The sequence below is a fragment of the Corynebacterium sp. CCUG 65737 genome (assembly GCF_024454115.1).
Classification (GTDB): Bacteria; Actinomycetota; Actinomycetes; order Mycobacteriales; family Mycobacteriaceae; genus Corynebacterium; species Corynebacterium genitalium.
Map to the genome: position 1 here is coordinate 85,462 of NZ_JAGPZB010000001.1, position 26,431 is coordinate 111,892.

At 63.0% G+C, this 26,431-nt stretch carries 24 protein-coding genes; 13 read left to right on the forward strand and 11 right to left on the reverse strand.

Going from position 1 to position 26,431, the window contains the following annotated elements; all coding sequences use genetic code 11:
- Nucleotides 1-7 precede the first annotated feature (7 nt).
- From KBX17_RS00460 to KBX17_RS00485, 6 genes are all read right to left on the reverse strand, one after another.
- On the reverse strand, nt 8-1,282 hold the full coding sequence (locus KBX17_RS00460; RefSeq protein WP_256002169.1) for a Dyp-type peroxidase: 1,275 nt from the start codon (nt 1,280-1,282) through the stop codon (nt 8-10).
- A 6-nt stretch (nt 1,283-1,288) separates the two neighbouring features.
- On the reverse strand, nt 1,289-1,915 hold the full coding sequence (locus KBX17_RS00465; RefSeq protein ID WP_255996051.1) for a copper chaperone PCu(A)C: 627 nt from the start codon (nt 1,913-1,915) through the stop codon (nt 1,289-1,291).
- 23 nt (nt 1,916-1,938) lie between these two features.
- Complete coding sequence (locus tag KBX17_RS00470; protein WP_256018050.1) at nt 1,939-3,900, reverse strand: prolyl oligopeptidase family protein; 1,962 nt, start codon at nt 3,898-3,900, stop codon at nt 1,939-1,941.
- Nucleotides 3,901-3,944: 44 nt separating this feature from the next.
- Nucleotides 3,945-5,087 carry an alpha/beta hydrolase family protein gene (locus tag KBX17_RS00475; protein WP_005287069.1) on the reverse strand — a complete coding sequence of 381 codons (1,143 nt, stop codon included), beginning with the start codon at nt 5,085-5,087 and terminating at the stop codon, nt 3,945-3,947.
- A gap of 601 nt (nt 5,088-5,688) precedes the next feature.
- Nucleotides 5,689-6,657, reverse strand: a complete 969-nt coding sequence (locus KBX17_RS00480) for an alpha/beta hydrolase family protein (protein ID WP_255997740.1) — start codon at nt 6,655-6,657, stop codon at nt 5,689-5,691.
- Nucleotides 6,605-7,159, reverse strand: coding sequence for a hypothetical protein (locus KBX17_RS00485; protein ID WP_255997742.1), 555 nt, complete (start codon nt 7,157-7,159; stop codon nt 6,605-6,607). The genes KBX17_RS00480 and KBX17_RS00485 overlap by 53 nt, the downstream gene beginning before the upstream one ends.
- Before the next feature lie 107 nt (nt 7,160-7,266).
- Here KBX17_RS00485 and lpdA point away from each other — a divergent pair, with 107 nt between their 5' ends.
- Nucleotides 7,267-8,679, forward strand: coding sequence for a dihydrolipoyl dehydrogenase (gene lpdA, locus KBX17_RS00490; protein ID WP_256018051.1), 1,413 nt, complete (start codon nt 7,267-7,269; stop codon nt 8,677-8,679).
- Between the two features lie 235 nt (nt 8,680-8,914).
- Nucleotides 8,915-10,120: a hypothetical protein gene (locus KBX17_RS00495; protein WP_256018053.1), complete on the forward strand. Its 1,206-nt coding sequence runs from the start codon at nt 8,915-8,917 to the stop codon at nt 10,118-10,120.
- Between the two features lie 84 nt (nt 10,121-10,204).
- On the opposite strand, the gene KBX17_RS00500 is transcribed toward KBX17_RS00495, so the two are convergent.
- The gene (locus KBX17_RS00500; RefSeq protein WP_005287052.1) at nt 10,205-10,687 is read right to left on the reverse strand and encodes an SRPBCC family protein; all 483 of its coding nucleotides are present in this window, start codon (nt 10,685-10,687) and stop codon (nt 10,205-10,207) included.
- Between the two features lie 460 nt (nt 10,688-11,147).
- Here KBX17_RS00500 and KBX17_RS00505 point away from each other — a divergent pair, with 460 nt between their 5' ends.
- The 8 genes from KBX17_RS00505 to KBX17_RS00540 all read left to right on the forward strand — a co-directional run bounded on the left by KBX17_RS00505 (nt 11,148) and on the right by KBX17_RS00540 (nt 18,322).
- Nucleotides 11,148-11,906, forward strand: coding sequence for a succinate dehydrogenase cytochrome b subunit (locus KBX17_RS00505; protein ID WP_005287047.1), 759 nt, complete (start codon nt 11,148-11,150; stop codon nt 11,904-11,906).
- A 21-nt stretch (nt 11,907-11,927) separates the two neighbouring features.
- On the forward strand, nt 11,928-14,102 hold the full coding sequence (locus KBX17_RS00510; protein ID WP_256018055.1) for a fumarate reductase/succinate dehydrogenase flavoprotein subunit: 2,175 nt from the start codon (nt 11,928-11,930) through the stop codon (nt 14,100-14,102).
- Nucleotides 14,102-14,851 (forward strand): succinate dehydrogenase/fumarate reductase iron-sulfur subunit, encoded by a 750-nt coding sequence (locus KBX17_RS00515; protein WP_005287042.1) that lies wholly within the window; start codon nt 14,102-14,104, stop codon nt 14,849-14,851. Before KBX17_RS00510 ends, KBX17_RS00515 begins: the two co-directional genes overlap by 1 nt.
- A gap of 35 nt (nt 14,852-14,886) precedes the next feature.
- On the forward strand, nt 14,887-15,264 hold the full coding sequence (locus KBX17_RS00520; protein WP_005287039.1) for a hypothetical protein: 378 nt from the start codon (nt 14,887-14,889) through the stop codon (nt 15,262-15,264).
- 67 nt (nt 15,265-15,331) lie between these two features.
- Nucleotides 15,332-16,645, forward strand: coding sequence for a DUF445 domain-containing protein (locus KBX17_RS00525; protein ID WP_256018057.1), 1,314 nt, complete (start codon nt 15,332-15,334; stop codon nt 16,643-16,645).
- Between the two features lie 83 nt (nt 16,646-16,728).
- A complete protein-coding gene (locus KBX17_RS00530; RefSeq protein WP_256018058.1) occupies nt 16,729-17,373 on the forward strand; it encodes a CGLAU_01105 family protein in 645 nt (214 codons plus the stop codon).
- Between the two features lie 20 nt (nt 17,374-17,393).
- Entirely contained in the window at nt 17,394-17,717 is a 324-nt protein-coding gene (locus KBX17_RS00535) for a DUF2516 family protein (RefSeq protein ID WP_005287032.1), read from the forward strand.
- Nucleotides 17,714-18,322, forward strand: coding sequence for a hypothetical protein (locus KBX17_RS00540; protein WP_256018059.1), 609 nt, complete (start codon nt 17,714-17,716; stop codon nt 18,320-18,322). The genes KBX17_RS00535 and KBX17_RS00540 overlap by 4 nt, the downstream gene beginning before the upstream one ends.
- Nucleotides 18,323-18,338: 16 nt before the next feature.
- On the opposite strand, the gene KBX17_RS00545 is transcribed toward KBX17_RS00540, so the two are convergent.
- From KBX17_RS00545 to KBX17_RS00555, 3 genes are all read right to left on the reverse strand, one after another.
- Nucleotides 18,339-19,145: an LmeA family phospholipid-binding protein gene (locus tag KBX17_RS00545; protein WP_255997753.1), complete on the reverse strand. Its 807-nt coding sequence runs from the start codon at nt 19,143-19,145 to the stop codon at nt 18,339-18,341.
- An 84-nt stretch (nt 19,146-19,229) separates the two neighbouring features.
- Nucleotides 19,230-20,045 (reverse strand): class I SAM-dependent methyltransferase, encoded by an 816-nt coding sequence (locus KBX17_RS00550; RefSeq protein ID WP_256018060.1) that lies wholly within the window; start codon nt 20,043-20,045, stop codon nt 19,230-19,232.
- Nucleotides 20,046-20,078: 33 nt separating this feature from the next.
- Entirely contained in the window at nt 20,079-20,570 is a 492-nt protein-coding gene (locus KBX17_RS00555) for a DUF2505 domain-containing protein (protein WP_255994357.1), read from the reverse strand.
- Here KBX17_RS00555 and KBX17_RS00560 point away from each other — a divergent pair.
- Nucleotides 20,559-21,671 carry a UDP-N-acetylmuramate dehydrogenase gene (locus tag KBX17_RS00560; protein ID WP_256018062.1) on the forward strand — a complete coding sequence of 371 codons (1,113 nt, stop codon included), beginning with the start codon at nt 20,559-20,561 and terminating at the stop codon, nt 21,669-21,671. The two genes, KBX17_RS00555 and KBX17_RS00560, sit on opposite strands and share 12 nt — an antisense overlap.
- 234 nt (nt 21,672-21,905) lie before the next feature.
- Here the strand turns inward: KBX17_RS00560 and KBX17_RS00565 are convergent, their stop codons facing one another.
- The gene (locus tag KBX17_RS00565) at nt 21,906-23,828 is read right to left on the reverse strand and encodes a long-chain-fatty-acid--CoA ligase (protein WP_256018063.1); all 1,923 of its coding nucleotides are present in this window, start codon (nt 23,826-23,828) and stop codon (nt 21,906-21,908) included.
- Between the two features lie 256 nt (nt 23,829-24,084).
- Between KBX17_RS00565 and KBX17_RS00570 the strand changes: the two genes are divergently transcribed.
- A complete protein-coding gene (locus KBX17_RS00570) occupies nt 24,085-25,146 on the forward strand; it encodes a MinD/ParA family protein (RefSeq protein WP_256018065.1) in 1,062 nt (353 codons plus the stop codon).
- A gap of 10 nt (nt 25,147-25,156) precedes the next feature.
- A complete protein-coding gene (gene mshA, locus KBX17_RS00575) occupies nt 25,157-26,428 on the forward strand; it encodes a D-inositol-3-phosphate glycosyltransferase (RefSeq protein ID WP_256018067.1) in 1,272 nt (423 codons plus the stop codon).
- Nucleotides 26,429-26,431 lie beyond the last annotated feature (3 nt).

Consider the following 26,431-nt stretch of genomic DNA (forward strand, 5'->3'; position numbering starts at 1 on the left):
GCTGATTCTAGCCCTCGAGCAGATGTTGGCCCCAGTACTCGCCGTCGCGCGTCCCGCGCGGGATGGCGAAGACGGCGGAGCCGATGTGGGTGATCCACTCGTTGAGGCGGTCGGCGTCGTCGAGACGCTTCTGGATCGGGTCGAACTGCTGCAAGGGGTTCTTCTGGAAGCAGATGAACATTTGTCCCGCGTTGGAGGAGCCGCGGGAGTCTGGCCCGGGCGGCATGTCGTAGTTGTAGGGGCGGCGGAAAATGCGCTCGGCGGGATCGTCGGAAAAAGCCCTGGCCATGTGGGAATTCGGGTCGATGACGGGCAAGCCGTATTCGTCGCGGGCCTTGAAGTCGGGTTCGTCGAATTCATCTTGCCCGGTCAACGGGGCACCGGTGTCTAACGTCCGTCCCACTGCGACTTCGCGGGAGGGGCGGTCGAGGATGTCCCATTCGTCGAGAAGCATGGCAACGCGCCGCACCACCATCACGGTGCCGCCGTTCAGCCACGCGGGGCCGTCGGAAATCCAGACAATGTCGTCGAAGTCATCGGTAGGCGGGTTACCGGACCCGTCAAGTTGACCGAAGAGGTTGCGCGGCGTTTCACCCTGCTCAATCGAGCCGCGGGCGTGCAGGAACCCGTCCTGGATCCACGCGGTGTCGACGTAGTTGCGCGCCGTCTTCGTCATGAACCGTGCCGCGTGCGAGACGGTGAAGCGGTCGTCTGCGCAGATCTGCAGGCAGAGGTCGCCGCCGGACCATTCCTCGCGGAGCTCATCGCGCGAGTATGCAGGAAGGTCCCCGAGCCACTCCGGTGCATCCAGCCCGAGCTTGTCCAGGAAGCTGCGGCCAAACCCGACCGTGATGGTCAGGTTCGCGGTGGAGACCATGTTCTCCGGCTCCAGGTCCGCAAGCCCGGCGAGGCCAGAGCACATGCGCCGGGCATCATCAGTCCACAGCCGCATGAGACGCTGCGCATTCTCCACAGAGTCCTTGCCGTCCCGGAGATTGAACGCGATGAGCTTGTTGAAGGCCTGCTCGGGCGTGGCAACACCAGCCTGGTGCTCCCCGTCGAAATCAACGCGCGAGTCAGCGAGATACGCGTCCGCTTCTTCGCCCATGCCTTGCCCGGGCCACGCGTCCTGCGGCTTATCGACGCCTCCTTCCCCGCCCCCTTCATTCGCGCACGCTGAAGCCCCAGCAGCTACCACTCCAGCAGCCCCGGCAACTCCTGCGCCGTGCAGGAACTGGCGGCGGGACGGTTGGTGCGCTCTGGGGCGGGGGTTGTCGGTCATGGTTCCTTACTCGTGATCGTCGTGGCCCTCGTGGCCACCGTAGTTCTCCTCGCCGGAGGGCTGTTCTCGCACCGGGATCTCGATGGAAAGGGTGGTGTCGGCGTCGTTGGTGATCTCGACCTCCAGCGTCTCACCGGCGGGGATGGCCTCGGCGTAGTTCATGATCATCAGGTGGTCGCCGCCGGGGACCAGCTCGTAGGTCTCACCCGGAGCGACGGTGAAGCCGCCTGGCTTTTCCTGCATGACGCCGTCCACGACTTCGTGGAGCTCGGTCGATGCGCCTTCGAGCGAGGGGACAGCGAAGGACTTGACGGAGATGTCCTGATCGGAGGTGTTTTTCAGAGTGCCGAAGCAGGCCGTCATGTCGGAGTGCTTCTTGTCCAAGTCAGTCGCGCTCTCCATGGCGGCGTCGTCGTCGGCGGCAGGCTTGGCGCGGCAGTAGCCGTCGACAAGCTCGATGGTTGCCTCAGAGGAAGCCTCGGACGCAACATCCGACGGAGCGCCCGACGCAGCATCCGGGGTGGCTTCTGATGTTGCGTCTGGTGTGCCTGCAGTCTCCGTGTTGTCGCCGCACCCGGCCAGCCCGAGGGCGCCAGCGCACAGGACGGCGGCGAGAGTCAGTGGTTTCTTCATGATGCTGTCCTTTCCATTGAACATCAGTCGGAAGTTTGATCTGAAGAGTTCCCGATCTGATTCTCCAGCCAGGTATAGATGAGCGATTCAACCCGTGCGACCTGCTCGTTGTCGGCGGCACCGGCGTGACCGCCGGCGGTGTTCTCGAAGTAATCCACGGGCTGACCGGCCTTTGCCAAGGCGAGCGCGAAGGTTCGGGCGTGCGCGGGGTGCACACGGTCATCACGGGTGGAGGTGGTCACCAGCGCTGGGGGATAGGTAGGGGAGTCGGCCACGTTGTGCAGCGGCGACCAGCTCTCTAGCGCGGCGCGTTCCTCCGGTACGTCCGGGTCGCCGTACTCGGCCATCCAGGACGCTCCTGCTGACAGGGTGTGGTAGCGCAGCATGTCGGTCAGTGGCACCTGGATCACGGCCGCGCCGAACAGGCCCGGGTACTGCACCAACGCGCCGGACGTGAGCAGCCCGCCGTTGGAGCCGCCGCGGATGGCCAGCTGCTCCGGCGCGGAATAACCGCGGGCGACTACGTCTTCGAGCACTGCCCGGTGGTCCTCCCACACCTTGTGCCGGTTGGTCTTGACCACCTGCGAGTGCCATTCGGGGCCGAACTCGCCGCCGCCACGCAAATTGGGTTGGACGAAGTAGTAGCCCTTCTCCAGCCAGGAGATTCCGCGCACAGCGGAGTATCCCGGGGTGAGTGACACCTCGAAGCCGCCGTATCCGCCGACCAAGCACGGCCGCTGACCCTGCGAAAAGTCGCCGGTGATGAAGTATGGCACCTTCGTCCCGTCCGCTGAGATGGCCCAGTGTTGGCGGGTTTCCAGGCCGGACGCGTCGAAAAGCGCGGGTGCCTGGCGCACCACCTCGCCGTCACGCAGCAGCGTGGAGGGAGTGGTGAAAGACGACACGTTGATCCAGGTTTCGTCGCCGTCGAGCGGGCTCGTGCCCACCACCGACGCTGTCGCCGCTTCCGGGAGTTCGACTTCGGAACGGTCCCAGGTGCCCAGCTCGAAGCGGAAGATGCGCGTGACCACGTTGTCCAGCACCGTCACCAGCAGGGTGGTGGCGGTGACGGAGAGGTCTTCGATGGGGAAGTCGTCGATAAGCACGCGCTTCTCGGTGAGATCCAACGATGCCACCGCGAGAGCGCCCGCCGGGATGCCGTCGAACGTCGTGCGCGGCAGCAGGAACAGCCACTGTTTGTGCGGCACGACGATGCAGTCCTCGGGGACATCCACGAGCTCGCCGTCGATGTACGTGCGCGAGGTGTAGAAGTCCAGCGCGCGCTCGAAAATCACGCGCTCAAAGCCGGGGGTGTGGTCGACGTGCGCGCCTACTGCGACATCGCTGCGCTCACCGCGGAAGACCACCGGCGCGTCCTCGATCGCGGTTCCGCGCTCCCACTTCCGCACCTCGACCGGGTATCCGGACTCCGTGACCGAGTCTTTGCCTATGTCAGTGCCCACGAGTAGCGTGTCGCGGTCGATCCAGCTGACGTCGGTCTTGGCTTCGGGGAGTTCGAAGCCGTCAATGAATGCTCGGTCGTCGACGTGGTATTCACGCACCGTCACCGCGTCCGCGCCGCCACGGGAAAGCTTGATCAGTGCGCGGTCGTTCGCGATGGGCCTGACCACGGCACCTTTCCACACCCAGTCTTCTCCTTCATCGCGCGCGAGCTTATCGACGTCTACCACCACTTCCCACTCACCAGTTCCCCGCAGGTAAGCGTCAGTGGTTGTGCGGCGCCAGATCCCGCGCGGGTGCTCACGGTCGCGCCAGAAGTTGTAGAGGTAATCCCCGCGCCGCGTGACGTACGGGATCTTCTCGTCAGTGTCCAAGGCGTCCCGGATGCGGCCCGCCAGCTCCTCGTCCTGGTTCTGCTGCTCCGTGTGGGCGGACCAAGCGGAGGCCCATGCGAGGGCTTTGTCGCCTGTGATCTCGTCGAGTTCAGCTGGGGCAATAGACAGATCGGGGGCGTTAGAGGTCATACAGACAACCCTAACGCCCCCGTGGGCACGCGCCGAATGGCGGGCTACATGCCGAATGCCGGCTTAATGGTCTTGTACCAGGAGTTCTCCAGGTCCTTGCGCCAGTCCGGCCAGGAGTGGGTGCCCACGTTGCGGAACTCGTAGTGGGCCGGAATGTTCAGGCTGTTCAGCTTCGCCTTCAGGTCGTGGTTGCAGGTGTTGATGGCAGCCTCGATCACGCCACCTTCAACCTGGAGCACCATCGCGTTCGCAGATGCCGCCGGAACCTGAGCACCCTTGCCGACCAGGGTAGACACCATATCGTTCTCGGATGCCAGGCCCGTGGCGGTGGAGACGTACAGGTTGGTGCCGCGCAGCTTGTCGGCGTTCACCAGTGCGTCGTTGGCGCGGTTGTACGGGCCGCCCATCGGGCCCCACATCTGCTCCGGGGTAACCGTCTGGTAGTTCGCAGCCGAGCCAGCACCGCGGTTGACGGTCAGGCGGGCGAAGTTGTACCCAGCCGGGCTGGAGGTGGCAGCACAACCGGAGAAGGATGCAGCGGCGTCGTAGAAACCGGGCACCTTCGTCGGCAGGACCAGCGCGGAGGTGCCAGACATGGAGAAGCCGACGACCGCGCGGCGGCTGTCAGCGCCCAGACGATTCTCGATTGGTCCCGGCAGCTCCTTCGTCAGGAACGTCTCCCACTTCTGCGGGCCACGGAAGTACTTGGCGTTCGGGGTGTTCAGCCAGTCGGTGTAGTAGGAGAACGCGCCCTCCATCGGGATGACCACGTTGACGCCCTTGTCGGCGTAGAACTTCTGGGTTTCGGCGTAGGTCAACCAGTCGTTGTTCTGCTCCGCACCGCCAGCACCGTTGAGCAGGTAGACCGTCGGGGCGTTCTTGACCGGCTGGCCCTGCGCGTTGCGCGCCGGGATGACAGCAACTGGGATGTCACGGCCCATGGACGGGGAGTGAACCCAGAAAGCCCAAACCTTGTTGTGGTCGACCTCGTGGACCCACTTTGCGGTCTCGCCGGTGTTGATCGCCTTCGGGGCCGGGTTGGCGTCCCAGTTCTTCACCACGCCTACCGGAGCTTGGCCGGCCGCTTGAGCTGCCGAAACCGGAGCTGCTTGGGCAATGGCCGGGGCGGCACCGAGCGCAATCGAGGTTGCGGCCGCAACTGCGAGGGCTGAGCGGAGGAACTTCATGGGTGTTTCCTTACTAATGGTCCGTTAGCTTCAACCTTGTTATTCGCTTGAAGCGTCATGGTTGTTACCGGGGGATACAATCAAACTGCACTTGACTCTAACCGTGGATAGGCAGTACCACAAGTGGGAAGATGTTACTATTGTGCCTCAAGTTAAGCATGTTAAAGTGCTTTTCGACGTAACAACCCCACCCCAACCCCCGACTATCTTCCTAGAGTCACCCGCAATAGCCCTAACTGAAAGGACGCGAACCATGAACGCACTCAACCCGATCGAACAGGCACAGCTGGCAATCAACCAGTTCCTCGGCGGCCTGATCCACGAGGCATCCTCCACCTCTTCCCAGATCGCTCTGAGCCTGGGCATGTTCTAACGGGGGTACCAGCCCAGCCCAGCTCGCGAATCGGCGAACGGCAACAATGCCCTGGTAACAATGCTCAAAAAGCGCGTGAAAACAGCGCCAAAACGAGCTAAGTTACCGGGGCATTGTCACCGTTCGGGCAAGAAGCGTCGTTAAGCAGATGCAAAAAGGGGAGATACCGACGTGGTATCTCCCCTTGTGTCGTGTGTGGCTCCGGTAGGAGCCGGCGGCGGGGCCGTTCTAGCTAGACCCGTTCGCGTTCCAGGAGTTCGATTCCTGCAGAGACTCGTCCGGCTTGAATCCTTCTCCGATCAGTGTCGGGCCGATGACGGTGTTCCAGGAGCGACGCATGTCATCCTCCCACACAGGCCAAGAGTGGGTGCCAGCATTCTTGAATTCGTAGTGGGCTTCGATTCCCAGTCCGTTCAGCTTCGCCCGAAGGTCGTGGGTGCACGCGTTGGTGGCTCCTTCGATCACGCCACCCTCAACGACTGTGGTTGCGGAACCGGAAAGCGCGTCAGCAGACTTCTGGCCGCGGACCTCGGTGCGGTAGCCGAACATGTCTTCGTTCGCTCCAAGACCGGACGCGTTGGAGATGTATAGCTTGGAGCCTTCGAGCTTGTCGGCATTGACAAGCGCGTCGTTGTAGCGGTTGTAGGGGCTGCCCATCGGACCCCACGCGTGCGCCGGGGTAATGCGGCCCCCGTTCGACGCCGCACGGTTCACAGTCAAGCCAGCGAACGCCCAAGGAATTGGAGTTGAGGTCGCCGCACAACCGGAGAAGGATCCCACAGCGCCGAACTCGCCTGGGTAGTGCTCCGCGAGCAAGAGGGAAGAGGTGGCTGACATGGACATGCCCACCACAGCGCGCTTGCCGTTAGCCTCCAAGTGGTCCTCCACGGCAGGGCGCAATTCGCGGCCCAGGAACGTCGTCCACTTCTGCAGGCCTTTGAAGTAGGAGGAGTTCTGCTTCAGGTATTCACCGTCTTCAAGCCAGTCGACGTAGTAGGAGAAGGCGCCCTCCATCGGGATGACCACGTTCACCCCCTTGTTCTCAAAGAAGATGTCAGCGTCGCCAGAGGTAATCCAGTCGGCATTCTGCTCCGCGCCGCCGGCTCCGTTCAACATGTAGAGCGTCGGGGCACCCGTGATGGGGTTACCGTTCTCGTCTCGGGCCGGGATGATGGCCACAGGGATATCGCGCCTCATCGACTCGGAGTAAACGTTCCAGGCCTCGACGATCGGTTTCGCGCCCTTGACCCAATTCCTTCTCGTTGCGCTTTTGCTTGGTGGTCTTGAACCACCACTGATCATCCTTGCCTCCGCCGGACACCTTCTTCGGGGCCTCCGTCAGCTCAGTCATCTTTGCCAAGACGGGTGTCTGGTCGGCGTGGTTAGGGGTCGTCTCGGACTCCCGTTTCACGTCATCGTCAACCTGGTCAGCACCGGCTCCGGGCTTGGGAAGCTCAGCTGCCGGGTCCAGCTCTGTCCCGCCCTCAGCGGCGTCTTTCTTTGCTGCAGGTTTCTCGGCTTCTGCACCGGAGTCGGCTGCTGCTTTCGGGTCGGGTTCGGGGGCGGGGTGCTGCGTACCGTCGTCAAGCGGCGTGACAGCGAGCGGCTCGTCGGCGGGTGTCGAGTGGACCAAAGACAGCGAGCTAGCGGCGATAACGAGCGCGGCAGCCGAAGCGAGGGCGGGGCGGGAGAGCTTCATGAATGTTAATCATGCCAAACTGGCAGGGAACTTTGAAGTGGGAAGCGAAATAGGCCCGTCAAAGCACGTGCAAGCAGGATCTGGCGAACGAACGTATCCTAGGAGACGTGGCTAAAGAACATTATGACGTTGTAGTAATCGGCGCGGGCCCTGGCGGCTACGTCGCCGCTATCCGTGCGGCTCAGCTTGGACAGAAAGTTGCAGTCGTAGAGAAGCAGTACTGGGGCGGTGTCTGCCTTAACGTGGGCTGCATCCCGTCGAAGTCTCTGATCAAGAACGCTGAAGTGGCGCACATCTTCAACCACGAGGCGAAGACCTTCGGCATCAAGGGTGACGTTTCCTTCGAGTACGGCGATGCGCACCAGCGCTCCCGCAAGGTCTCCGAGAAGATCGTCGGCGGTGTCCACTACCTGATGAAGAAGAACAAGATCACCGAGATCAACGGTGTCGGTTCCTTCAAGGACGCCAAGACCATTGAGATCACCGAGGGCGATGACCAGGGCAAGGAAATCTCCTTCGATAACTGCATCATCGCTACCGGTTCCATTGTGAAGACGCTGCCGGGCATCGAGCTGTCTGACAATGTCGTCTCCTACGAGGAGCAGATCCTCAACCCGGAGGCTCCCAAGAAGATGGTCATCGTCGGCGCTGGCGCGATCGGCATGGAGTTCGCCTACGTGCTGTCCAACTACGGCGTGGACGTCACCGTCGTCGAGTTCATGGACCGCGTTTTGCCGAACGAGGACAAGGACGTGTCCAAGGAGATCGCCAAGGCGTACAAGAAGCTTGGCGTGAAGCTACTGACCGGCCACGCCACCACCGAGGTGCGCGACAACGGCGATTCGGTCGAGGTGGACATCAAGAAGAAGGACTCCGACGATGTGGAGACCCTCACCGTCGACCGCGTCATGGTGGCCGTCGGCTTCCAGCCGCGTGTCGAGGGCTTCGGTCTGGATAACACCGGTGTCAAGCTCACTGAGCGTGGTGCCATCGAGGTCGACGAGCGTATGCGCACCAACGTCGAGGGCATCTACGCCATCGGCGACGTGACCGCGAAGCTGCAGCTCGCCCACGTTGCTGAGGCTCAGGGTATCGTGGCCGCAGAGACGATCGCCGGTGCTGAGACCATGGAGCTCGGCGACTACCAGATGATGCCACGCGCAACCTTCTGCAACCCGCAGGTCGCGTCCATGGGCTACACCGAAGAGCAGGCCAAGGAGAAGTTCTCCGACAAGGACATCAAGGTAGCTACCTTCCCGTTCTCCGCGAACGGTAAGGCTCTCGGCCTGGCTGAGTCCCAGGGCTTCGGCAAGCTCGTCGTCGACGGTGAGTACGGCGAGATCATCGGCTGCCACCTGGTGGGCGCCAACGTGTCCGAGCTGCTGCCGGAGATCAACCTGGCTCAGCGCTTCGACCTCACCGCCGGTGAGATCGCGCGCAACGTCCACATTCACCCGACGCTGTCCGAGGTGCTCAAGGAGATCGCTCACGGTGTCGAGGGCCACATGATCAACCTCTAAATCATGTCGCTTCAAGCGCCCCGGTTCTTCGCCGGGGCGCTTTTCGACGTTTAAACCCACCCCACCCCATCACCTCATCCCTTGAGGGCTACCGCAGCAGGCTCGATTGGGGAAGCGCAGATGCGCGGTTCGTAGTATTCGTCTGTACAGTAACTGTGACAACACGCTTCGACGAGCGAAAGTGACATCGTTCTCGAGATTAAACGGTGCCTGCTGAAAGGCTAAGGAGGCAGTCATGTCCAATAGCTACAATCCGAACAACCCATACGGTTCACAGCAACCGGATTGGACATCGGGTGGTGCGGACAGTTCCGGTGGATCGACCCGCTACACCGGTGGTTACGGCGCGGGCCAATATGGCGCTGGTGCTGGTCAGGAGTACGGCGCGGGACAGTACGGCGCCGGGCAGTACGGTGCCGGGCAGTACGGTGCCGGGCAGTACGGTGCAGGTGCCGGGCAATATGGAACCGGCCAGTACGGTGCGGGCCAGTACGGTACGGGCGCCGGGCAGCAGTACGGTGTGGACCAGTCCGGTGCTGGGGCTGCGGCACCGTATGAGCAGAACCAAACCCAGTCCCTTTTTCAGAACCAGGGGCAGGGCCAGTACGGCTTTGATCAGCCCCAGTACGGCCCGCCGCAGCAGCCCGGGGGATCGAAGCTGAACATTCTGGGCATTATTTCGATTGCTCTCGCGGTCCTGGGCACGATCATGTCTTTCTTCCCGGCGACACTGGTGTTCGGGTGGCTTCTGCTTCCCATCGCGCTCGTGGTCGGCATCATTGGCTTGGTCATGAAAGACATGTCGAAGGGTCCGGCCATCGCCGGTGTGATTACTGCGGTTGTCGGCGGGCTCATCGCGCTGACCGTGTTCTTTGTGGCTGCGAGCTCCACGAGCGACAGCGCTGCCGAGGATGCCGGCGACGCTGCGCCAGCTGACGGCGCCTCCGCAGGAGGGGCAGCCGATAACGGTAAAGACAAGGGCAAGAGTAAGGCCAAGGGTTCTGATGCAGGCAAGAGCCGCGAGAACCCGCTGCCGCTGGGTAGCACCATCACTCAGGGGGACTGGGAAGTCACGATCAACTCGGTCAACTTGGACGCGACCGATGAGATCATGGAGGAGAACCCGTTCAGCGACGAGCCGAAAGACGGGATGGTGCACATCTTGGTCAACATGACGGCGAAGTACATTGGTGACGATCCCCAGGGTGAGAGCCCGCTTATCTTTGTGTCGTACGTGTCGCCGGAGGGTAAGACTTATGAGTCTCACGAGGTCACGCTAGTGGAGCCGGACATGTTCGATCTTTCCACCACCCTCTACAACGGGGCGGACACGTCGGGCAACATCGGTGTGTCCATTCCGATTGAGGGGAAGGAAGAGGGCACGATCGTCGTCGAGGCTGACTTGTACTCCGGCGAGAAGGTCTTCTACGCGGTGAAGTAAGTGCGCATAAGAAAAGTGCCCGGGTAATGCTCTACCTGGGCACTTTTGCTGCCGGTGCTAAATAGCGGTGGAGCTGGCTAGGTCCTAGGAAGACTTCTGGGTCGGGTTGTCGGTGCCATCGACTGCAGCTGCAAGGGCAGAGAGGGACTCCTCCATGACCTCGTCGGTGAAGTTCTCCTCGGACATCTTGCGGACATTGTCCAGCTCGATCTCGGAGCGGTCGTAGGTGAGGGTAACGCGGGTGGAGTCAGAGCCCTCGGACTCGAGCTCGTAGAGCCACTTGGCGCCCACCTTGACCTCGGCAGTGGTGTTTTCCACGTTCTGCCAGCCGATGACCTTGTTCTCCTGGAAGGCGAAGACCTCGTTACGGGTCTGGTAGTCGCCGTCCTCCTTGGTCATGTTCATGGTGAAGGTGTCGCCCACAGCCTGGATACGGTCGCCCTGGTCGAGGGAGACCACCATGCCGGAGTTATCGGTCTCCGGGTGGCGTGCGGGATTGGAGAGGATGTCGAAGATGTCTTTAGCGGAAGCGTCAATAACGCGTGTTGCGGAATTCGTCTCAGTCATGGCACCCACGGTACCGAAAACATTCGGGGGTGGGGTTGTGCTGGGATTGAGGCCCCGGCGGGGCCGGGTGACCGTGGGCTATCGCGGAATCTGCCAGCGAGGGAACAATTAGGGTCAAGCAACCAACGAAAGGATGACACCCTTCGGGGTGGACCCAGTGGGGGTAATCGCTTATCCCTGCCTTGAGTGTCACACGTCACAACTTAAGGGTGGATTGGAACGTTGGTAAAGAGGCACATGTAACGGTTGCGTGCCCGGGATGGCGAAACCACTGTGTATCGCGGTGACGTGGTGGGGTCGCCGGGCGGGGAGGTCGAAACGTCGATAAGCGAATGTGCTCAGGCCCACATGCAGCGACCGCGACTGCGATCGCGGGCGGGGGTGACTGAAGATCTAAGAAACCACTAAGTAGTGAGAAGGCTGCAGGGAACCGTAAAGTTAAATCGACACTGGAGGTGCCATGACTGTTCAAAATGCAGACCGCGACGCAATTCGTCACGGCAAAATTACCGAAGAGCCGCTGCGTGAGCGGCCAGGAGTGCCTACCTGGGCGCTCAAGCTCATCATGGCCGTGACCGGCCTGATTTTCTTCTTGTTCGTCATCGGCCACATGGTCGGTAACCTCAAGATCTTCATGCCAGATCACGGCGATGTGCCGGCTATCGATGAATACGGCCACTTCTTGCGCACAATCGGAAACCCGCTGTTCCCGGGCGAGTCCTTCCTCTGGATGGTTCGCATTGTGCTGCTGGCCTGCCTGTTCCTGCACATTTGGGGCGCGTTCGCGCTGAACGCCCGCTCGCGCCAGTCCCGCGGTAAGTTCCGCCGCACCAACCTGATGGGCGGAATCCAGTCCACCGCTGCGCGCTGGATGCTGATCACCGGTGTGATCCTGCTGCTGTTCATCATCTTCCACCTGCTCGACCTGACCATTGGTGAGGTCGTCGCGTCCAACGCCTTCGAGGCTGGCGCAGTGAAGAACAACATGCTGGCCACCTTCGCACCCGCACGCTGGCCGGTCACCCTGTTCTACGTCGTGGCTATGCTCGCGCTGTTCATGCACCTCACCCACGGTGTGTACCTGGCTGTGTCTGACCTGGGCTGGCTGGGTAAGCGCGGCCACGCGATCATGATCGTGTTGGCTTACTGGATCCCGGCGATTGTGGTGCTTGCCAACATCGCTATGCCGCTGTCCATTGCATTTGGAATCGTGCACTAGGAAACGCTGGAGGAATCTGAAATGACTACTGCACACAACGCGGCGGGCGCCGACAAGCCCAAAGACCCGCAAGCGGAGACCCACAACACGGGTAAGGGCCTTGGCGAACAGGGCGAGAAGATCGTGAAGCCCGCCAGCGCGCAGGCAACCGTCGACCGCCCGGCTGAGGCTGAGGGCGCTGACACCACCCCGGCTGCGGAGAAGGACGCGAACAAGGACTTCACCAACCCGCAGTCCAAGGCTGCTGGCGTGACCCCGGGCAACATTCTGGAGAACAACGAGCCCAAGGGCGTGCCGATGCGCGACATGTGGGCTTACCAGAAGGACCACATGGAGATGGTCTCCCCGCTCAACCGCCGCAAGTTCACCGTCATCGTGGTGGGCACCGGCCTGTCCGGCGGTGCAGCTGCAGCTGCACTGGGTGAGCTGGGCTACAACGTGAAGAACTTCACCTACCACGACGCACCGCGTCGCGCGCACTCCATCGCTGCACAGGGCGGCGTGAACTCCGCCCGCGGTAAGAAGATGGATAATGACGGCGCATACCGCCACACCAAGGACACCGTCAAGGGCGGCGACTACCGCTGCCGCGAGTCCGACTGCTGGCGCCTGGCGATTGAATCCGTCCGCGTCATTGACCACATGAACGCCATCGGTGCTCCGTTCGCCCGCGAGTACGGCGGCGCCCTGGCGACTCGTTCCTTCGGTGGTGTCCAGGTGTCCCGCACCTACTACACCCGTGGCCAAACAGGTCAGCAGCTCCAGCTGTCCACGGCATCTGCTCTGCAGCGTCAGATCCACCTGGGCAACGTGGAGATCTTCACCCACAACGACCTGCTCGACTACATCATCACGGAGAAGGACGGGAAGAAGCGCTGCGAAGGCATTGTCACCCGCAACCTGATCACGGGTGAGATTGTCCCGTTCACCGGCCACGCCGTCATTCTGGCTACCGGTGGTTACGGCAACGTGTACCACAAGACCACGCTGGCGAAGAACTCCAACGCTTCCGCCATCATGCGCGCGTACGAGCACGGCGCTTACATGGCATCGCCGGCGTTCGTCCAGTTCCACCCGACGGGCCTTCCGGTCAACGCGAAGTGGCAGGCGAAGACGACTCTGATGTCTGAGTCGCTGCGTAACGACGGCCGCATCTGGGTCCCGAAGGAAGAGGGCGACGACCGCGACCCGAAGGATATCCCGGAGGAGGAGCGCGACTACTTCCTGGAGCGCCGCTACCCGGCCTTCGGTAACCTTGTGCCCCGCGACGTCGCATCGCGTGCCATCTCCCAGGAGATCAACGCTGGCCGCGGTGTCGGTGCGCTGAACAACGCTGCGTACCTTGACTTCACCGACGCCATTGAGCGCCTGGGTAAAGACACCATCAAGGAGCGTTACTCAAACCTGTTCGAGATGTACTACGACTCCGTCGGTGACGACCCGTACGAGTCCCCGATGCTCATCGCCCCGACCGTTCACTTCACCATGGGTGGCCTGTGGACCGACTTCAACGAAATGACCTCCATCGACGGTCTCTTCGCTGCCGGCGAGTGCTCCTGGACCTACCACGGTGCTAACCGCCTGGGTGCGAACTCGCTTCTGTCCGCATCCGTGGACGGCTGGTTCACCCTCCCGTTCTGCATCCCGAACTTCCTGGCCGGCCACCTCAACGAGCCGGTTCTGGAACTCGAGGCTGAGGAGGTCACCGCAGCTGTGACCCGCGCCCAGGACCTGGTCAACCGTCTGATGACCGTCGAGGGTGAGGAGCCGCACGGCCCGGACTTCTACCACGAGCAGCTCGGCGCTATTCTCTACGAGTCTTGCGGTGTTGCCCGCAACGTGGAGAACATGGAGAAGGGCCTGGAGCGCGTGCGCGAGCTGCGTCGCGAGTTCTGGGCGAACGTGAACATCCCGGGTGACGCGATGGACATGAACCAGACGCTGGAGAACGCCATCCGTGTGGCGGACTACATCAACCTGGGTGAGCTGATGATCATCGACGCTCTCGACCGCGATGAGTCCTGTGGTGCCCACTACCGCGAGGACCACCTCTCCGAGGACGGCGAGGCAGAGCGCGACGATGAGAACTGGTGCTTCGTCTCCGCCTGGGAGCCCGCCGGCGATGAGCAGTTCATCCGCCACGCAGAACCCCTGTACTTCGACTCGATCCCGCTGATGACAAGGAACTACAAGTAATGAAACTGACACTTGAGATCTGGCGTCAGGCCGGACCCGACACCGAGGGAAACTTCGAGACCGTCCAGGTCGACGACGCTGTGGAGCAGATGTCCATCCTGGAGCTGCTGGACCACGTCAACAACGCCCGCGTCGAGGCCGGTGAAGAACCCTTCACCTTCGCCTCCGATTGCCGCGAGGGCATTTGCGGCACCTGTGGCCTGTCGGTCAATGGCCGCCCCCACGGTGCCGGCCAGAACACCACGGCTTGCCTGCAGCGCCTGTGGAACTACAAGGACGGCGACACCCTGAAGATCGAGCCGTTCCGCTCGGCTGCTTTCCCGGTGATCAAGGACCTCACCGTGGACCGCTCCGCGCTGGACCGCGTGATGGAGCAGGGCGGCTACGTGTCCATCCAGGCTGGTACTGCACCGGACGCTGACACGTTGCACGTCAACCACCAGACCGCGGAGAAGGCTCTGGACTTTGCTGCCTGCATCGGCTGCGGTGCGTGTGTGGCTGCGTGCCCGAACGGCGCTGCGCACCTGTTCACCGGCGCGAAGCTGAACCACCTCAAGCTCCTGCCGCTGGGCAAGGAAGAGCGTGGCAAGCGCGCCCGCCAGATGGTGGACGAGCTGGAGACCAACTTCGGCCACTGCACCCTCTTCGGCGAGTGCGCGGACGTCTGCCCGGCAGGCATCCCGCTCGAGGCTGTCGGCGCCATCAACAAGGAGCGCGCACGCGCCGCCTTCCGTGGCAAGGACGACTAAAGTAGAAGTCACCTTCTAGAAAGAGAGACGAAACGATGAGCGGACACGCAGGTCCCGCACCCGTTGCGGACATCGCCTCCGAGAGTTTCCCGGAGTACGGCCAATCCCTTCATTCGGGCTACCTGGACGGGTATGACCCGGTTTCCCTCGGTGCGCCGCACTCCTCCCTAATGAAGACCCGCACCTGGGTGGGCATGGGGCTGATGCTGGCTTCTCTGGCTGGCATTGGCACCCTGATCTACGGTGCTGGAACGCACCTGTGGGGCCACGGTGCAAGCCCGGACATCACCAACACGCTTTTCATCGTGGGTGGGGTGTTCACGGCTGTCACGCTGATCGGTGCGATCATCGCGATCGTTTCCGGCCGCAGCGACTACAAGGCCTACCGGAAGGAGACGGGCCGTCTTAACTAGGCGGTGATCGTCGTTAAGCAAGTGCCTCCCGCTTCGCGCGGGAGGTTTTTTGCGCTTTAATCAACTCATGACAAACCACGAACTTGCGCACACCCGCGCGCCGCTGGAGGTCCCGGGCCCGTCGCCGGAAGTTGAGGCGGAGCGTCGCCGCTCGTTGCGGATGCACAAGACGTGGGTGACGGGCCTACTGGTTCTGGCCGCAGTGATCTTCCTGGCGTGCACGTGGTGGATTGAGCACGACGTGCATCACGCGCCCGCCTGGGTGGGGTACGTTCGCGCGGCCGCGGAGGCCGGCATGGTCGGCGGTTTGGCGGACTGGTTCGCTGTCACGGCGCTGTTCCGCTACCCGATGGGCATTCCGATTCCGCACACGGCGCTGGTTCCCAAGAAAAAGGACCAGATCGGCGGGGCCCTGAGTGAATTCGTCGGTGAGAACTTTCTCAACGCGCAGCTGATCACGGAGAAAGTCTCCGAAGCCAACATTCCGGAGAAGGTCGGTGCATGGCTTGCGCAGCCGGAGAATGCCGAGAAGGCATCGGAGCAGGTCGGCCGCTTCACGGCGAGCGCGGTCGCGGCAATCGATCCGGAAGACGCGGAAGCGCTGATCAACCACCAGTTCATCGACCGGGTGGCGGAGCCTGCGTGGGGGCCGCCGCTGGGCCGTGCGCTCGATGGGCTGATCGCGGACGGCAAGGTCGAGCCGATTGTGGAGGAGATCATCTCCTGGGGCCGCAACAAGGTGAACACCATGGAGGAATCCGTGGTCACCATGATCGACGAGCGCATGCCGCGCTGGGCCCCGAAATTCGCCAAAGACCTGGTCGGTGAGCGCGTGTACCGCGAGCTGCAGGACTTCATGTGGGAGATTGACACCAACCCCCAGCATGAGGCGCGCCGCGCCGTCCGCCGCACGATTTCGCAGTTCGCGCAGGATCTGCAGTCCGACCCGAAGATGATCACGCGGGTCGAGGACATCAAAGCCGACATCATGGGGTCCAACGCAGTGCAGTCAGCGGCGAGCGGAATCTGGGCTTCAGCGTCGCAATCGCTTATCGACGCTTCCACCGACCCTTCCTCCCTCCTGCGGCGGCGCATCACCGAACTGGCGCAGGAATGGGGCACTCGCATCACCACCGACCCGCAGCTGCGCGCAGACTTGGACACACGGATCGAGGGTGCGTCCCGGTTCATCGCGGACAATTACGCCGGCGACATCACGGCGATCATCTCCGACACCATTGAGCGCTGGGACGGCCGTGAAGCTGCCGACAAGATCGAGCTGATGGTGGGCAAAGACCTGCAGTTCATCCGCGTCAATGGCACGATCGTCGGCGCTTTGGCTGGCCTGGTCATCTACACGGTGTCGCAGCTGCTGTTCTAGCCCCCGGTTGTTTGCCGCCGAGCTGTCTAGACTGAGAGGCACATACATGCCGATCACGTTCTACGATTCTGGAGACCTGTGCCATGACCAATGCAACCCCGAACGGCCCTGCTAACGACGACAACTTCATGAACGCTCTGCGCGGCGTGGGCGATGCTTCGCTCAACGCGTGGTCCCGCTTGGGGGACCTTGCGGGCGAGTTCAGCCGCAACTTCCGCGCGGACCGCGATGCTGACGTGGACACTGGTGCCCACCACGGCGTGGATGAGGAGCTCACCCATGCCCACTCGGGTCTTACGGAGCAGCTCAAGGCGGCTATCGCCAACGCCCGCGAGGCTTACCAGGGCGCAGCCAACGACCGTGACTTCCGCGCCGCGACCACCTCGTTCGCCTCGGATGCAGAGTCCATATTCCGCGACTTCGCTGGCAGCGTCACCCGCGCAGTGGACACTGCCCGCGAGTCCGATGAGGCGAATCAGACCAAGGCCGCTTTCAGCTCCGCTCTCGATGAGATCCGCGAGACCTTCAACACCGCTGTCGGGCAGGTCCGCAGCCGCGCTGAAGAGTCTGACGTGGATGTCGAAGGCACTGTCGCCGAACTACGCAGCCGCCTGGAGGGAGTGATCGGCCGAGTGAGCAACACGTTCAACGGCGGCGACAACGCCTCCGATATTGTGGAGCACGACCCGACCGACGGTAACAACCCCGACGAAACTGACAACCGCTAGAAAGGTTCGGCCTGAACGCTATGACGCTTCTCAACCTCCAGAACATGCCGCTTGAGGGATGGATCATGCTGTCACCAGCTTTGCTCCGCAGCGTCCTCATGCTGATTGTGGGTCTGGCGGGCATTGCGGGGGCAGTCATGGCGGGCCTGACCCGTTCGGACGCATTCCCGGCAGGCGACCGCATGCCGAAGGTCGCGTGGGTAGGCATCTTGCTGGTCAGCTCGCTTGCATGCTTGAGCGGTAGGGCGTTCATCGGCCTGATTGGCTGCGTGTTCATCGGTTTGTACTTCTTCGATGTCCGTCCGCACCTGAAGAACATCATCGGCGGGAATTACAGCTGGTGACCGACGACCTCACCTGGCTCGCCCCGCAGGTTGGCCGCAACCGCGTTCTCAGCGGCAGGGTCAGCGATGAAGAGTTCGCAGCGCTTATCGACGTCGCACGCGCCGGCCACATCGTCGAACCCACCGGCGTCGCCGCCCAGGTTGCGGCACCGAACACGGGCACCGGCGACGGAACGGGCAGCGTCATCGCTCTCATCGGGTGGCCGACGGGCCGCCATCACAGCTTGATCAAAGCTGCCGAGGCGCGCCTTGCCGTAGATGAAGGGGCGACCGAGGTCTGGTTGGCCATCGACGACACATTGGTGGGCACCACGGATGGCTTGAACGCCGTGCTCGCAGACATCATTGCTGTGCGCCAGGTCGTGGATTCCCGCGCTCGCCTCGGAGTGACGTGCCCCGCCGCAGTGGGGGTGGATGCACTCACTCAGCTGGACGCCGTGGCCCAGCGTGGGGGAGTCGATCTCCTCGCGGTGGAGCTCAGGGACTCAAGCGAGCCGCCTGCGCTGAATGGACTCGCGTGCGAAACAGCCTTTTACGGCACCATCCCCACGTTGGACGCTGCGCTGGACCTGCTGCTGGCAGGCGCCGCGCGCGTATACGTGTAGCTGCGGTGCGCGCAGGCTACACGGCTAGTTCGTTGAGGTGCACGTTGTGGCCGTAGACAACGATCTTGAACCCGTTGTCGATGACGGAGAACTCGCGGAATTCCAGCGGCCCGGCTACCTGGTCGTTGATGCCGCTTTCGAGTGCGGCACTGACTGCCTCGGAGAAGAAGTCCGGTAGGTTCCGGCCGAGAATCTGGGTGGACACGGCCGTGAAGGAGAGTTGGTTATCGACGATCTCCGGGCGGAGCTCGACCCCGAACGCGCCGTTGGAGAACGTGATGTTGAAGGTTCCGTCGGCGGGGTTGGTGTCCACGTCGGAGACGGTGAGGATCTCGTTGTACTCGGCGAACCGGCCTTCGTTGGATTCCTCCAGCGCATTACCCAGCTCTTTTTGCAGCATGTCGCGGACGAGGGCTTTGGGTACTTCGGTGGACAGGGTGAGTTCGTCCGCACTCGGATCCTCGGAGTCGAGGACGAAGCCGGTGGCGTTGATGGTCGCCGGCGGGTTGCCCACAATGGCGTTGCTATCCGGTGTGAGCGTGGACGGCACATCGATATTGATCTGGTGGAGTTTGCCCTGCACCAGCCCGAAGACAACGGGCATGGCGCCGAAGTGGACCTCGGCGTCCTGTTGGGCGGCGACGCTTTCGGGCGCACTTTCCCGCAGACTGGTCTTGATCTGATCGGTGATGAACCAGCGCAGCGCTAGCTCAGCGATGAAGAACAGCACCAAGATGACGGCAATGATGCCGAAGGCGATTTTCCAGCCTTTCCCGGTGGAGCCTCTGGAGCCAGCCGGGCCCGCAGGATAATTGCGTGTCATGGAAAGCCATTCTGGTTGAGTTCTATGCCGTTTGCCAACATGCCACCGGAGGAATCCGCTGTGAAGTGGCTGTACACCCCAAGTTTACTGGTTACTTGGCGCGACGATGTCCCACCCCACCGTGAGAGTGTTGTCGCGGATGCGGCGGCGGATGGGGTCGAGGGGCCAGCCGTCGGCAAGCAAAAGCGCGCGTGCCTCCCGCCAGCGGACGCGCGGGCCGTGCGGTGCCCACACCGAGGAGCGCTCCCAGGCAGCGTCTGCGGCCGAGAGCAGCGCATGAATGGGTTCACCGGGGACATTGCGGTGGATGAGAACCTTCGGCAGGCGCTCGGCGACGTCGCTCGGCTTATCGACGTCCTCCGGGTCCCACGCCAACGTCAACGACTCCGGTCCAGTCGCGCTGAGCAGCACCCACGCCGCGCGACGGCCCAACTCGTCGCACGTGCCCTCGATGAACAGCCCACCCGGGGCAAGCTGCCCGCAGACGGATGCCCAGGCCGCCTCCACATCCGCGACATCGTACTGGCGCAGCACGTTGAACGCCCGGACTAAGTGGGGTTGGTAACCGGCCAGTTCAAACCCGCCGAGTTCGAAGGTCACGCCGTCGCGGGGCGGAAGCACCCGATCCGGGTCGATCTCGAGCCCGATGACGCGGGCAGAAGGGTTGATCTGGCGCATCCAGCGGGCCCATTCGACGGTGGTGGTGTGGGAGGCGCCGTAGCCGACGTCGATAAGCACAGGCGCAGGCTCCGCGCGCAACAGTGACTGGACCTGCGGGTGGTAGCGCGTCCACCTGTCGGAGCGGCGCAAACGGTTATATCCAGTCGTGCCGCGGGTGATCACGCCAAAAGGCCGACCAGGCCCAGTCTGTGCGCGCAGATTATGGGCGTGGTCGGCCATTTCTAGGGGTGTCTCGTTCGCGAGCGTGCGAAACTACAGGTTCTCAGAAATCCACTTGTCGGTGAGCTCGCCTTCCTGGCTGAACAGGTCGCCGAGCGCCTCGCCGACCTTCGGCTCAATAGCCGGGCCCATGAAAGGGATGTTCACGGAGACTTCGTTGTCGTAGCTCAGGGTGGTGGTGTCACCAGAGCCGGCAAGCTTAATGGAGCCGCCGAAGTCAACCGGTGTGCCCTTCACGTCCGCGGTGTAGGAAACATCTGCGTTCTCACCCTCAAGCGCGCCGATGTTGACCACACGCTTGACCTTCAGGGCCTGAGAAACCATGGACTGCACGGCCTCCGGCAGGACGGTGGTGGGCAGAACCTCGTACAGGGTGACCGAGTTGTCGGTGAACTCGGCGACCTCACCCGGCTCAGGGGAGAGGTGCTGCGCAATGTAATCCCAGTACTCGCGCGTTGACAGTGCCTTGTGCACCTTCTCAGCCGGCTGGTTAATGGTCACAGTGTTTTCGCTATGAGTTGCCATGGGATACAGACTACCGTTGTTCACGTGTCTGAATCATTAGCGCCCCTGAGCTTCAAGGATCTCACCACGCTGCGCGTCGGCGGCGTGCCACGTGCGGTGCACCGCGCGGAAACAGCAGATGAGCTCGCACGCACAGTCTCGCTTCTCGACGCTTCCACCACCCCCCTCATCATCGTCGGCGGTGGCTCGAACCTCGTGGTGGCCGAGGGCGATCTGGACCTCGACGTAGTCCTCGTGAAGAACGGAGACATCTCGGTCAACGCCGACGGCGTTCCAGGCCTGGTCCGCTCCGGGGCCGGGGCAGTGTGGGACGACGTGGTCGCGCAAACTGTCGCGGCCGGGCTGTCCGGCATTGAGACGTTGTCGGGAATCCCCGGGTCCGCCGGTGCGACCCCAGTGCAGAATGTCGGCGCGTACGGTGCCGAGGTCTCCGACGTGCTCAACCGTGTGCGCCTGTACAACCGCGAAACCGGTGAAGACGAGTGGGTCCCCGCCAGCTCGCTCGACCTGGCGTACCGCTACTCCAACCTGAAATTCACAGGCCGTGCCGTTGTCCTGGAGATCGAGATGCAGCTCGAGCCGTCCGAACTCTCCATCCCGCTGCGCCACCTGGGTGGTGAGCGCCTCCCGCTTGCCGACGCCCGCGCAGAGATCCTCCGCGTCCGCGCCTCCAAAGGCATGGTCCTCGACCCCGCAGACCACGACACCTGGTCCGCCGGGTCCTTCTTCACCAACCCGATTGTGACCCCGGCTGTTGCGGACCGGGTTGCCGCGCTGGTCAATGACGTCGCGCCGGGTGAAGGCGACACCATGCCCCGCTACCCGGTGCCCGCGTCTGGAGAACACCCTGATGGGGCCGTGAAGCTCTCCGCCGCCTGGATTATCGAGCGCGCCGGCTTCCCCCGTGGCTTCCCCGGCGACGCCGATCCCAACGCTCCCGCCCGGCTGTCCACCAAGCACACTCTCGCGCTGACCAACCGCGGCACCGCTACCGCCGACGACATTGTCGCCCTGGCCCGCACCATCCGCGCGGGTGTGCAGGACAAGTTCGGCGTGACACTCGAGCCGGAGCCGGTCTGGATCGGCGTGTCCATCGATTAGCGCGCTAGCTCGCTCGTGGTCCGAGCTGCGCAAAAGTTGACATTTCGATTGTATTGGTAGAGCGATAGAAAACCCCTACCAGGCGCTTTGAAACCATAAGCTATAGCGCATGTAAAGTTTTGCGCAACCGCGCGGATGCTCGCGCCAATACCCGTGCGGCCCCACGTGCGCATGCGAAAACCCGGCCAAGTGCCGAACCGAGATGGTTCGACCTAGCCGGGTTTCTGTGAGCGATTAGTTCTCGGGCTCGTTGAGGCGGTGACGTCCGGCGTTGTCGTCGGCTTCCCCACCCTGGTCGCCCTGTTCGGCCTGGCCAGCCTGCTCAGCCTGAACCTCGTTGCCTTCGGGGGCCTGCTCGACAGACCAGTTGTTTTCCTTCTCGCCCTTCTGGATCTCTTCCTCGGTGGGCTGCTCTGGCTTGCCGTCGGAGTTCTCGCCGTCGGCGGCGGTGCCGGCGTTGAGGCGGTCGAGTAGTGACTGCTGGACCTCGCGGCGGCGGATCTTGCCGGTCATATCGCGGTTGAGTTCCTCGAAGTGGTAGAAGGTGCGCGGCACCTTGTACGGGGTGAGGCGCTCGCGGGCGTAGTCCTGCAGGCCCTGCGGGTCGAGAGCGGCACCCTCGGCAAGGGTGACACAGGCGACGACGTCCTCGGAGCCGTCCTCGCGCGGGCGACCGACGACGGCGATGTCCTCGATGTCGCGGTGTTCACGCATGACGTTTTCGACCTCGTCCGGGTAGACGTTGAAACCACCGGTGATGATCATCTCCTTGATACGGGAGACCAGGCGGATCCAGCCGTCTTCCTCCATGACACCCATGTCGCCGGTGCGGAAGTAACCGTCGGCGAAGGCCTTCTCGGTGGCTTCGGGCTTGTTCAGGTAGCCCTTCATGACCTGCGGGCCCTTGACCACGAGCTCGCCCGCTTCGCCATCGGGCATGACCTCGGTCGGGTTGTCCGGGTTGACGATGCGCACGATGGTGTTCGGGAACGGCACGCCGACGTAGCCTGGGCGGCGCGATCCGTCCATCGGGTTGGCGGTGACGATCGGGGAGGTCTCAGTCAGGCCGTAACCTTCAACCAGGTTGCCGCCGGTGACCTTCTCCCAGGTCTCCACGGTGGAGACCGGCAGGGTGGAGGCGCCGGAGAAGGAATTGCGGATCGAGGTCAGCTTCTTGCCGCCCTCCAGTGCAGACTGGCCGATGCGCTGGTACAGGGTGGGAACGCCCGGCATCCAAGTCGGAGGGTTCTTCTTCAGCGCGTCCTGGATCAGGTCCGGCTCCGGAGCGGGCAGCAGGATGATTTCACCGCCGACCATGATGCCCAGGCCGAGGTTGAGGGCGAGACCGTAGACGTGGAAGAGCGGCAGGACAGCCAGGATCTTCTCGTCTTCCTTGCCCAGGTCCCGCACCCAGGCCTTGCCGGCCTTCATCTGGTGGTTGAAGTTGCCGTGGGTGATCTGCGCACCCTTGGGTTCGCCGGTGGTGCCGGAGGTGTAGAGGATGACCGCGGTGGTGTCCTGGTCGATGTCCGGGTTTTGCAGGTCGTGGCCTTCGCCGCCGATCGCGGACGACAGCAGGGTTTCGAACGGAATAGTGTCGGGGGCCGGGCCGGAGAGCTTCTTACGGGACTCGCGCAGCTTCTTCAGCGGCACGTATTTCAGGGCCAGCTCCATGTACTTCGGCATGGACTTGGTCATGTCGACGGAGACGATGGTCTCCAGTGGAGTGTCCTTGCGCAGGCCGCCCAGGTTGCCGGCAGCCTTGTCCCACATGATGGCCACGCGTGCGCCGTGGTCGTTGAACTGGACGCGCAGCTCGTGCTCGGTGTAGAGCGGGTTGTGGGCGACCACGGATGCGCCGAGCTTCAAAACAGCGATGAAGGAGATGACGAACTCGGGGCAGTTGGGCATGACCAAAGCAACGCGGTCGCCCGGACGGACACCGAAGGCCTTCAGGCCGGCGGCCGCGCTGCGGACCTGCTTGTCCAGCTCTGCGTAAGTCGTGGTCTTGCCGAAGAACCACAGTGCGTTCTTGTAGGACTTCTTTGCCAGCGTGGCATCGTAGATGTCCAGAATGGTGTCGTCGCCCAGCTCCACCTCGTGCGGGGTCCACTCCGCGTAGCTGGATAACCAGGCTTTTTCTTCGTATGCCGACATGGCTGTCTGCCCTCCAAACGTGATCAGCGATTGATTTACTTTGCCTAAGTGTAGTTGTGATTCGACAGTTTCGACGGAATATTTATGATCTTTGTCACCTTGCTGCCAGTTGTCTGAATGTCGCTGCCCGCCAGGTGCAGTCTTGCCGGCGGCAGGGTAACCGGGCGAAACATGCCCGTCGGCGGTACACTCGCGATGAATGGGGAAAGCTTTCGGGCGTTTCCGCACTTTCAGGGGATCATCGGGGGGAATTGAGATGACCGATCTGTACCAGAAGTACGCCAACACCGGGCTGGGGGAGTGGGTGCCGGATGGGCCCGTCCCGCAGCCGGAGGTGCGAGCTGAGGCGGGGCAGGGGTCCGTCGATAAGCATGCTGAAAGCCACAAGCGAGCGCCGCAGAGCCTCGACCAGGCAAACGTCGTGCGCGGCGTCAAAGCACCCCCGGCGAAAGGGTGGCGCAAGCTCGTCCATGGTGCCTCGGGTGGACGGATCAATCCCGGTGCCTCTCGCAAAGAATTGGCGGCCGCGACGTTAGAAGAAGCCATGCGCATGCCTTTACGCGGTGATTATCGGATCGCGGTGATGTCGCTCAAGGGCGGGGTGGGCAAAACGACAACGACGGTCGCGTTGGGGTCGGTATTGGCGGAATCGCGCGGTGACAGGGTGATCGCCATTGACGCGAACCCGGACTTCGGCACCTTGGCCCAACGTGTCGCCGCGCCGGGCCCAGCGACGATCCGCGATCTACTCGCGGCCTCAGACACGTCGCGGTACGCGCACGTCCGCGGGTTTACCACGCAAGGGGCTTCCCGCCTCGAAGTCATTGGCTCCGAACGCGACCCGGCCGTGTCGGAGGCGTTCAGCGAGTACGACTACCGCCGAGCCGTCGACATCCTGCAGCACCACTACAACCTCATCCTCACTGACTGCGGGACAGGGCTGATGCACTCTGCCATGGCGGGCGTGTTGGATTTGGCCAACACGTTGATCCTGGTCAGCTCCCCGGCTCTCGACGGCGCACAGTCCGCCTCGGCGACTTTGGACTGGCTCAACCTGCACGGTTATGACAGGCTCGCGGCCAACGCGGTCGTTGTGGTGTCGTCGGCCACGCCGAAGTCGCCGGTGAACATGGACAGTGTGGTCGCGCATTTCGGCGCGCGGACCCGAGCCGTGCACGTGATTCCTTATGACCCGCATCTTGCTGAAGGTGCCGTGGTCGACATTGCGCGCCTGCACCCGCGGACAATGCAGGCATACCGCGAGCTAGCGGCTACTGTCGCCAGCGACTTCGGGCAGTGGCATAAGCACGCGCGATAGACTTCGGGTCATGCGCGTGGCCATGATCTCTATGCACACCTCCCCGCTGGAGCAGCCGGGGTCCGGCGATGCTGGCGGGATGAACGTTTACATTCTCAACATCGCCCGCGAGCTCGCAGCAAGCGGCACCGAGGTGGACGTGTTCACCCGTGCGACGAGGCCCAGCCAGGGCGAGGTGGTGCGCGTCAGCGAGAATTTGCGGGTGGTCAATGTCGTCGCCGGCCCTTACGAGGGTCTGGCCAAAGAAGAGCTGCCCACCCAGCTCGCCGCCTTCGGCGGTGGCGTGATGCAGTTTGTCCGGCAGGAAGGCCGTCCCTATGACCTGATCCATTCCCACTATTGGCTCTCCGGCCAGGTGGGGTGGCTGTTGCGTGACCTTGCCGGGGTGCCGCTGATCCACACTGGTCACACGTGGGCGGCGGTGAAGAACGCGGCGCGCGAAGCTGCGGCGGACTCGGATTCCCCAGAGACGGAGGCCCGCCGCATTTGCGAGCAGCAGCTCGTGGACAACGCCGATTGCATCGTGGTCAACACTGCCGACGAGACCCAACAGCTAGTCCGCTATTACGATGCCGAGCCTGAGCGGATCAGCGTGGTCACCCCCGGCGCTGACACGCGCCTGTTCACGCCGGGCACGAACCGCAACACGGAGCTTGCCCGCCGCCACCTGGGCATCCCGTTGGACAGCAAAGTGATCGCGTTCGTGGGCCGCATGCAGGAGTTCAAGGGGCCGCAGGTGCTTATCCGGGCGGCTGCGGAATTGTTCGACCGCGACCCGGACCGCAACGTGCGCATCATCATGTGCGGTGGCGCGTCGGGTGCGGATTCATCGGTCGACTTCTACCGTGCGATGGCCCATAAGCTGGGCATTGGCCGCAAGGTTCGCTTCTTGGGGCCGCGCCCGCCAGAAGAGCTCGTCCAGATCTACCAGGCCGCAGATATTGTCGCGGTGCCCAGCTACAACGAGTCATTCGGTCTTGTCGCCATCGAGGCGCAGGCCGCGGGTACGCCAGTCGTCGCGGCGCGGGTGGGCGGTCTGCCTCTGGCCGTCGCAGACGGGGAAACGGGAGTGCTTGTCGACGGTCACGCTCCCGACGCGTGGGCGGATGCGCTCGAGCAGTTGCTTATCGACGACTCCACCCGCCTCACCATGGCCACCGCCGCCGTGAAACGCGCTGCCGCGTTCAGTTGGGCGGCGTCAGCCGAAGCACTCTCGCAGGTGTACGCCGAGGTGCTAGAGGGGTTCACCCCCATGGATCACAGGGACGCCACGGGGGAGTAGCCC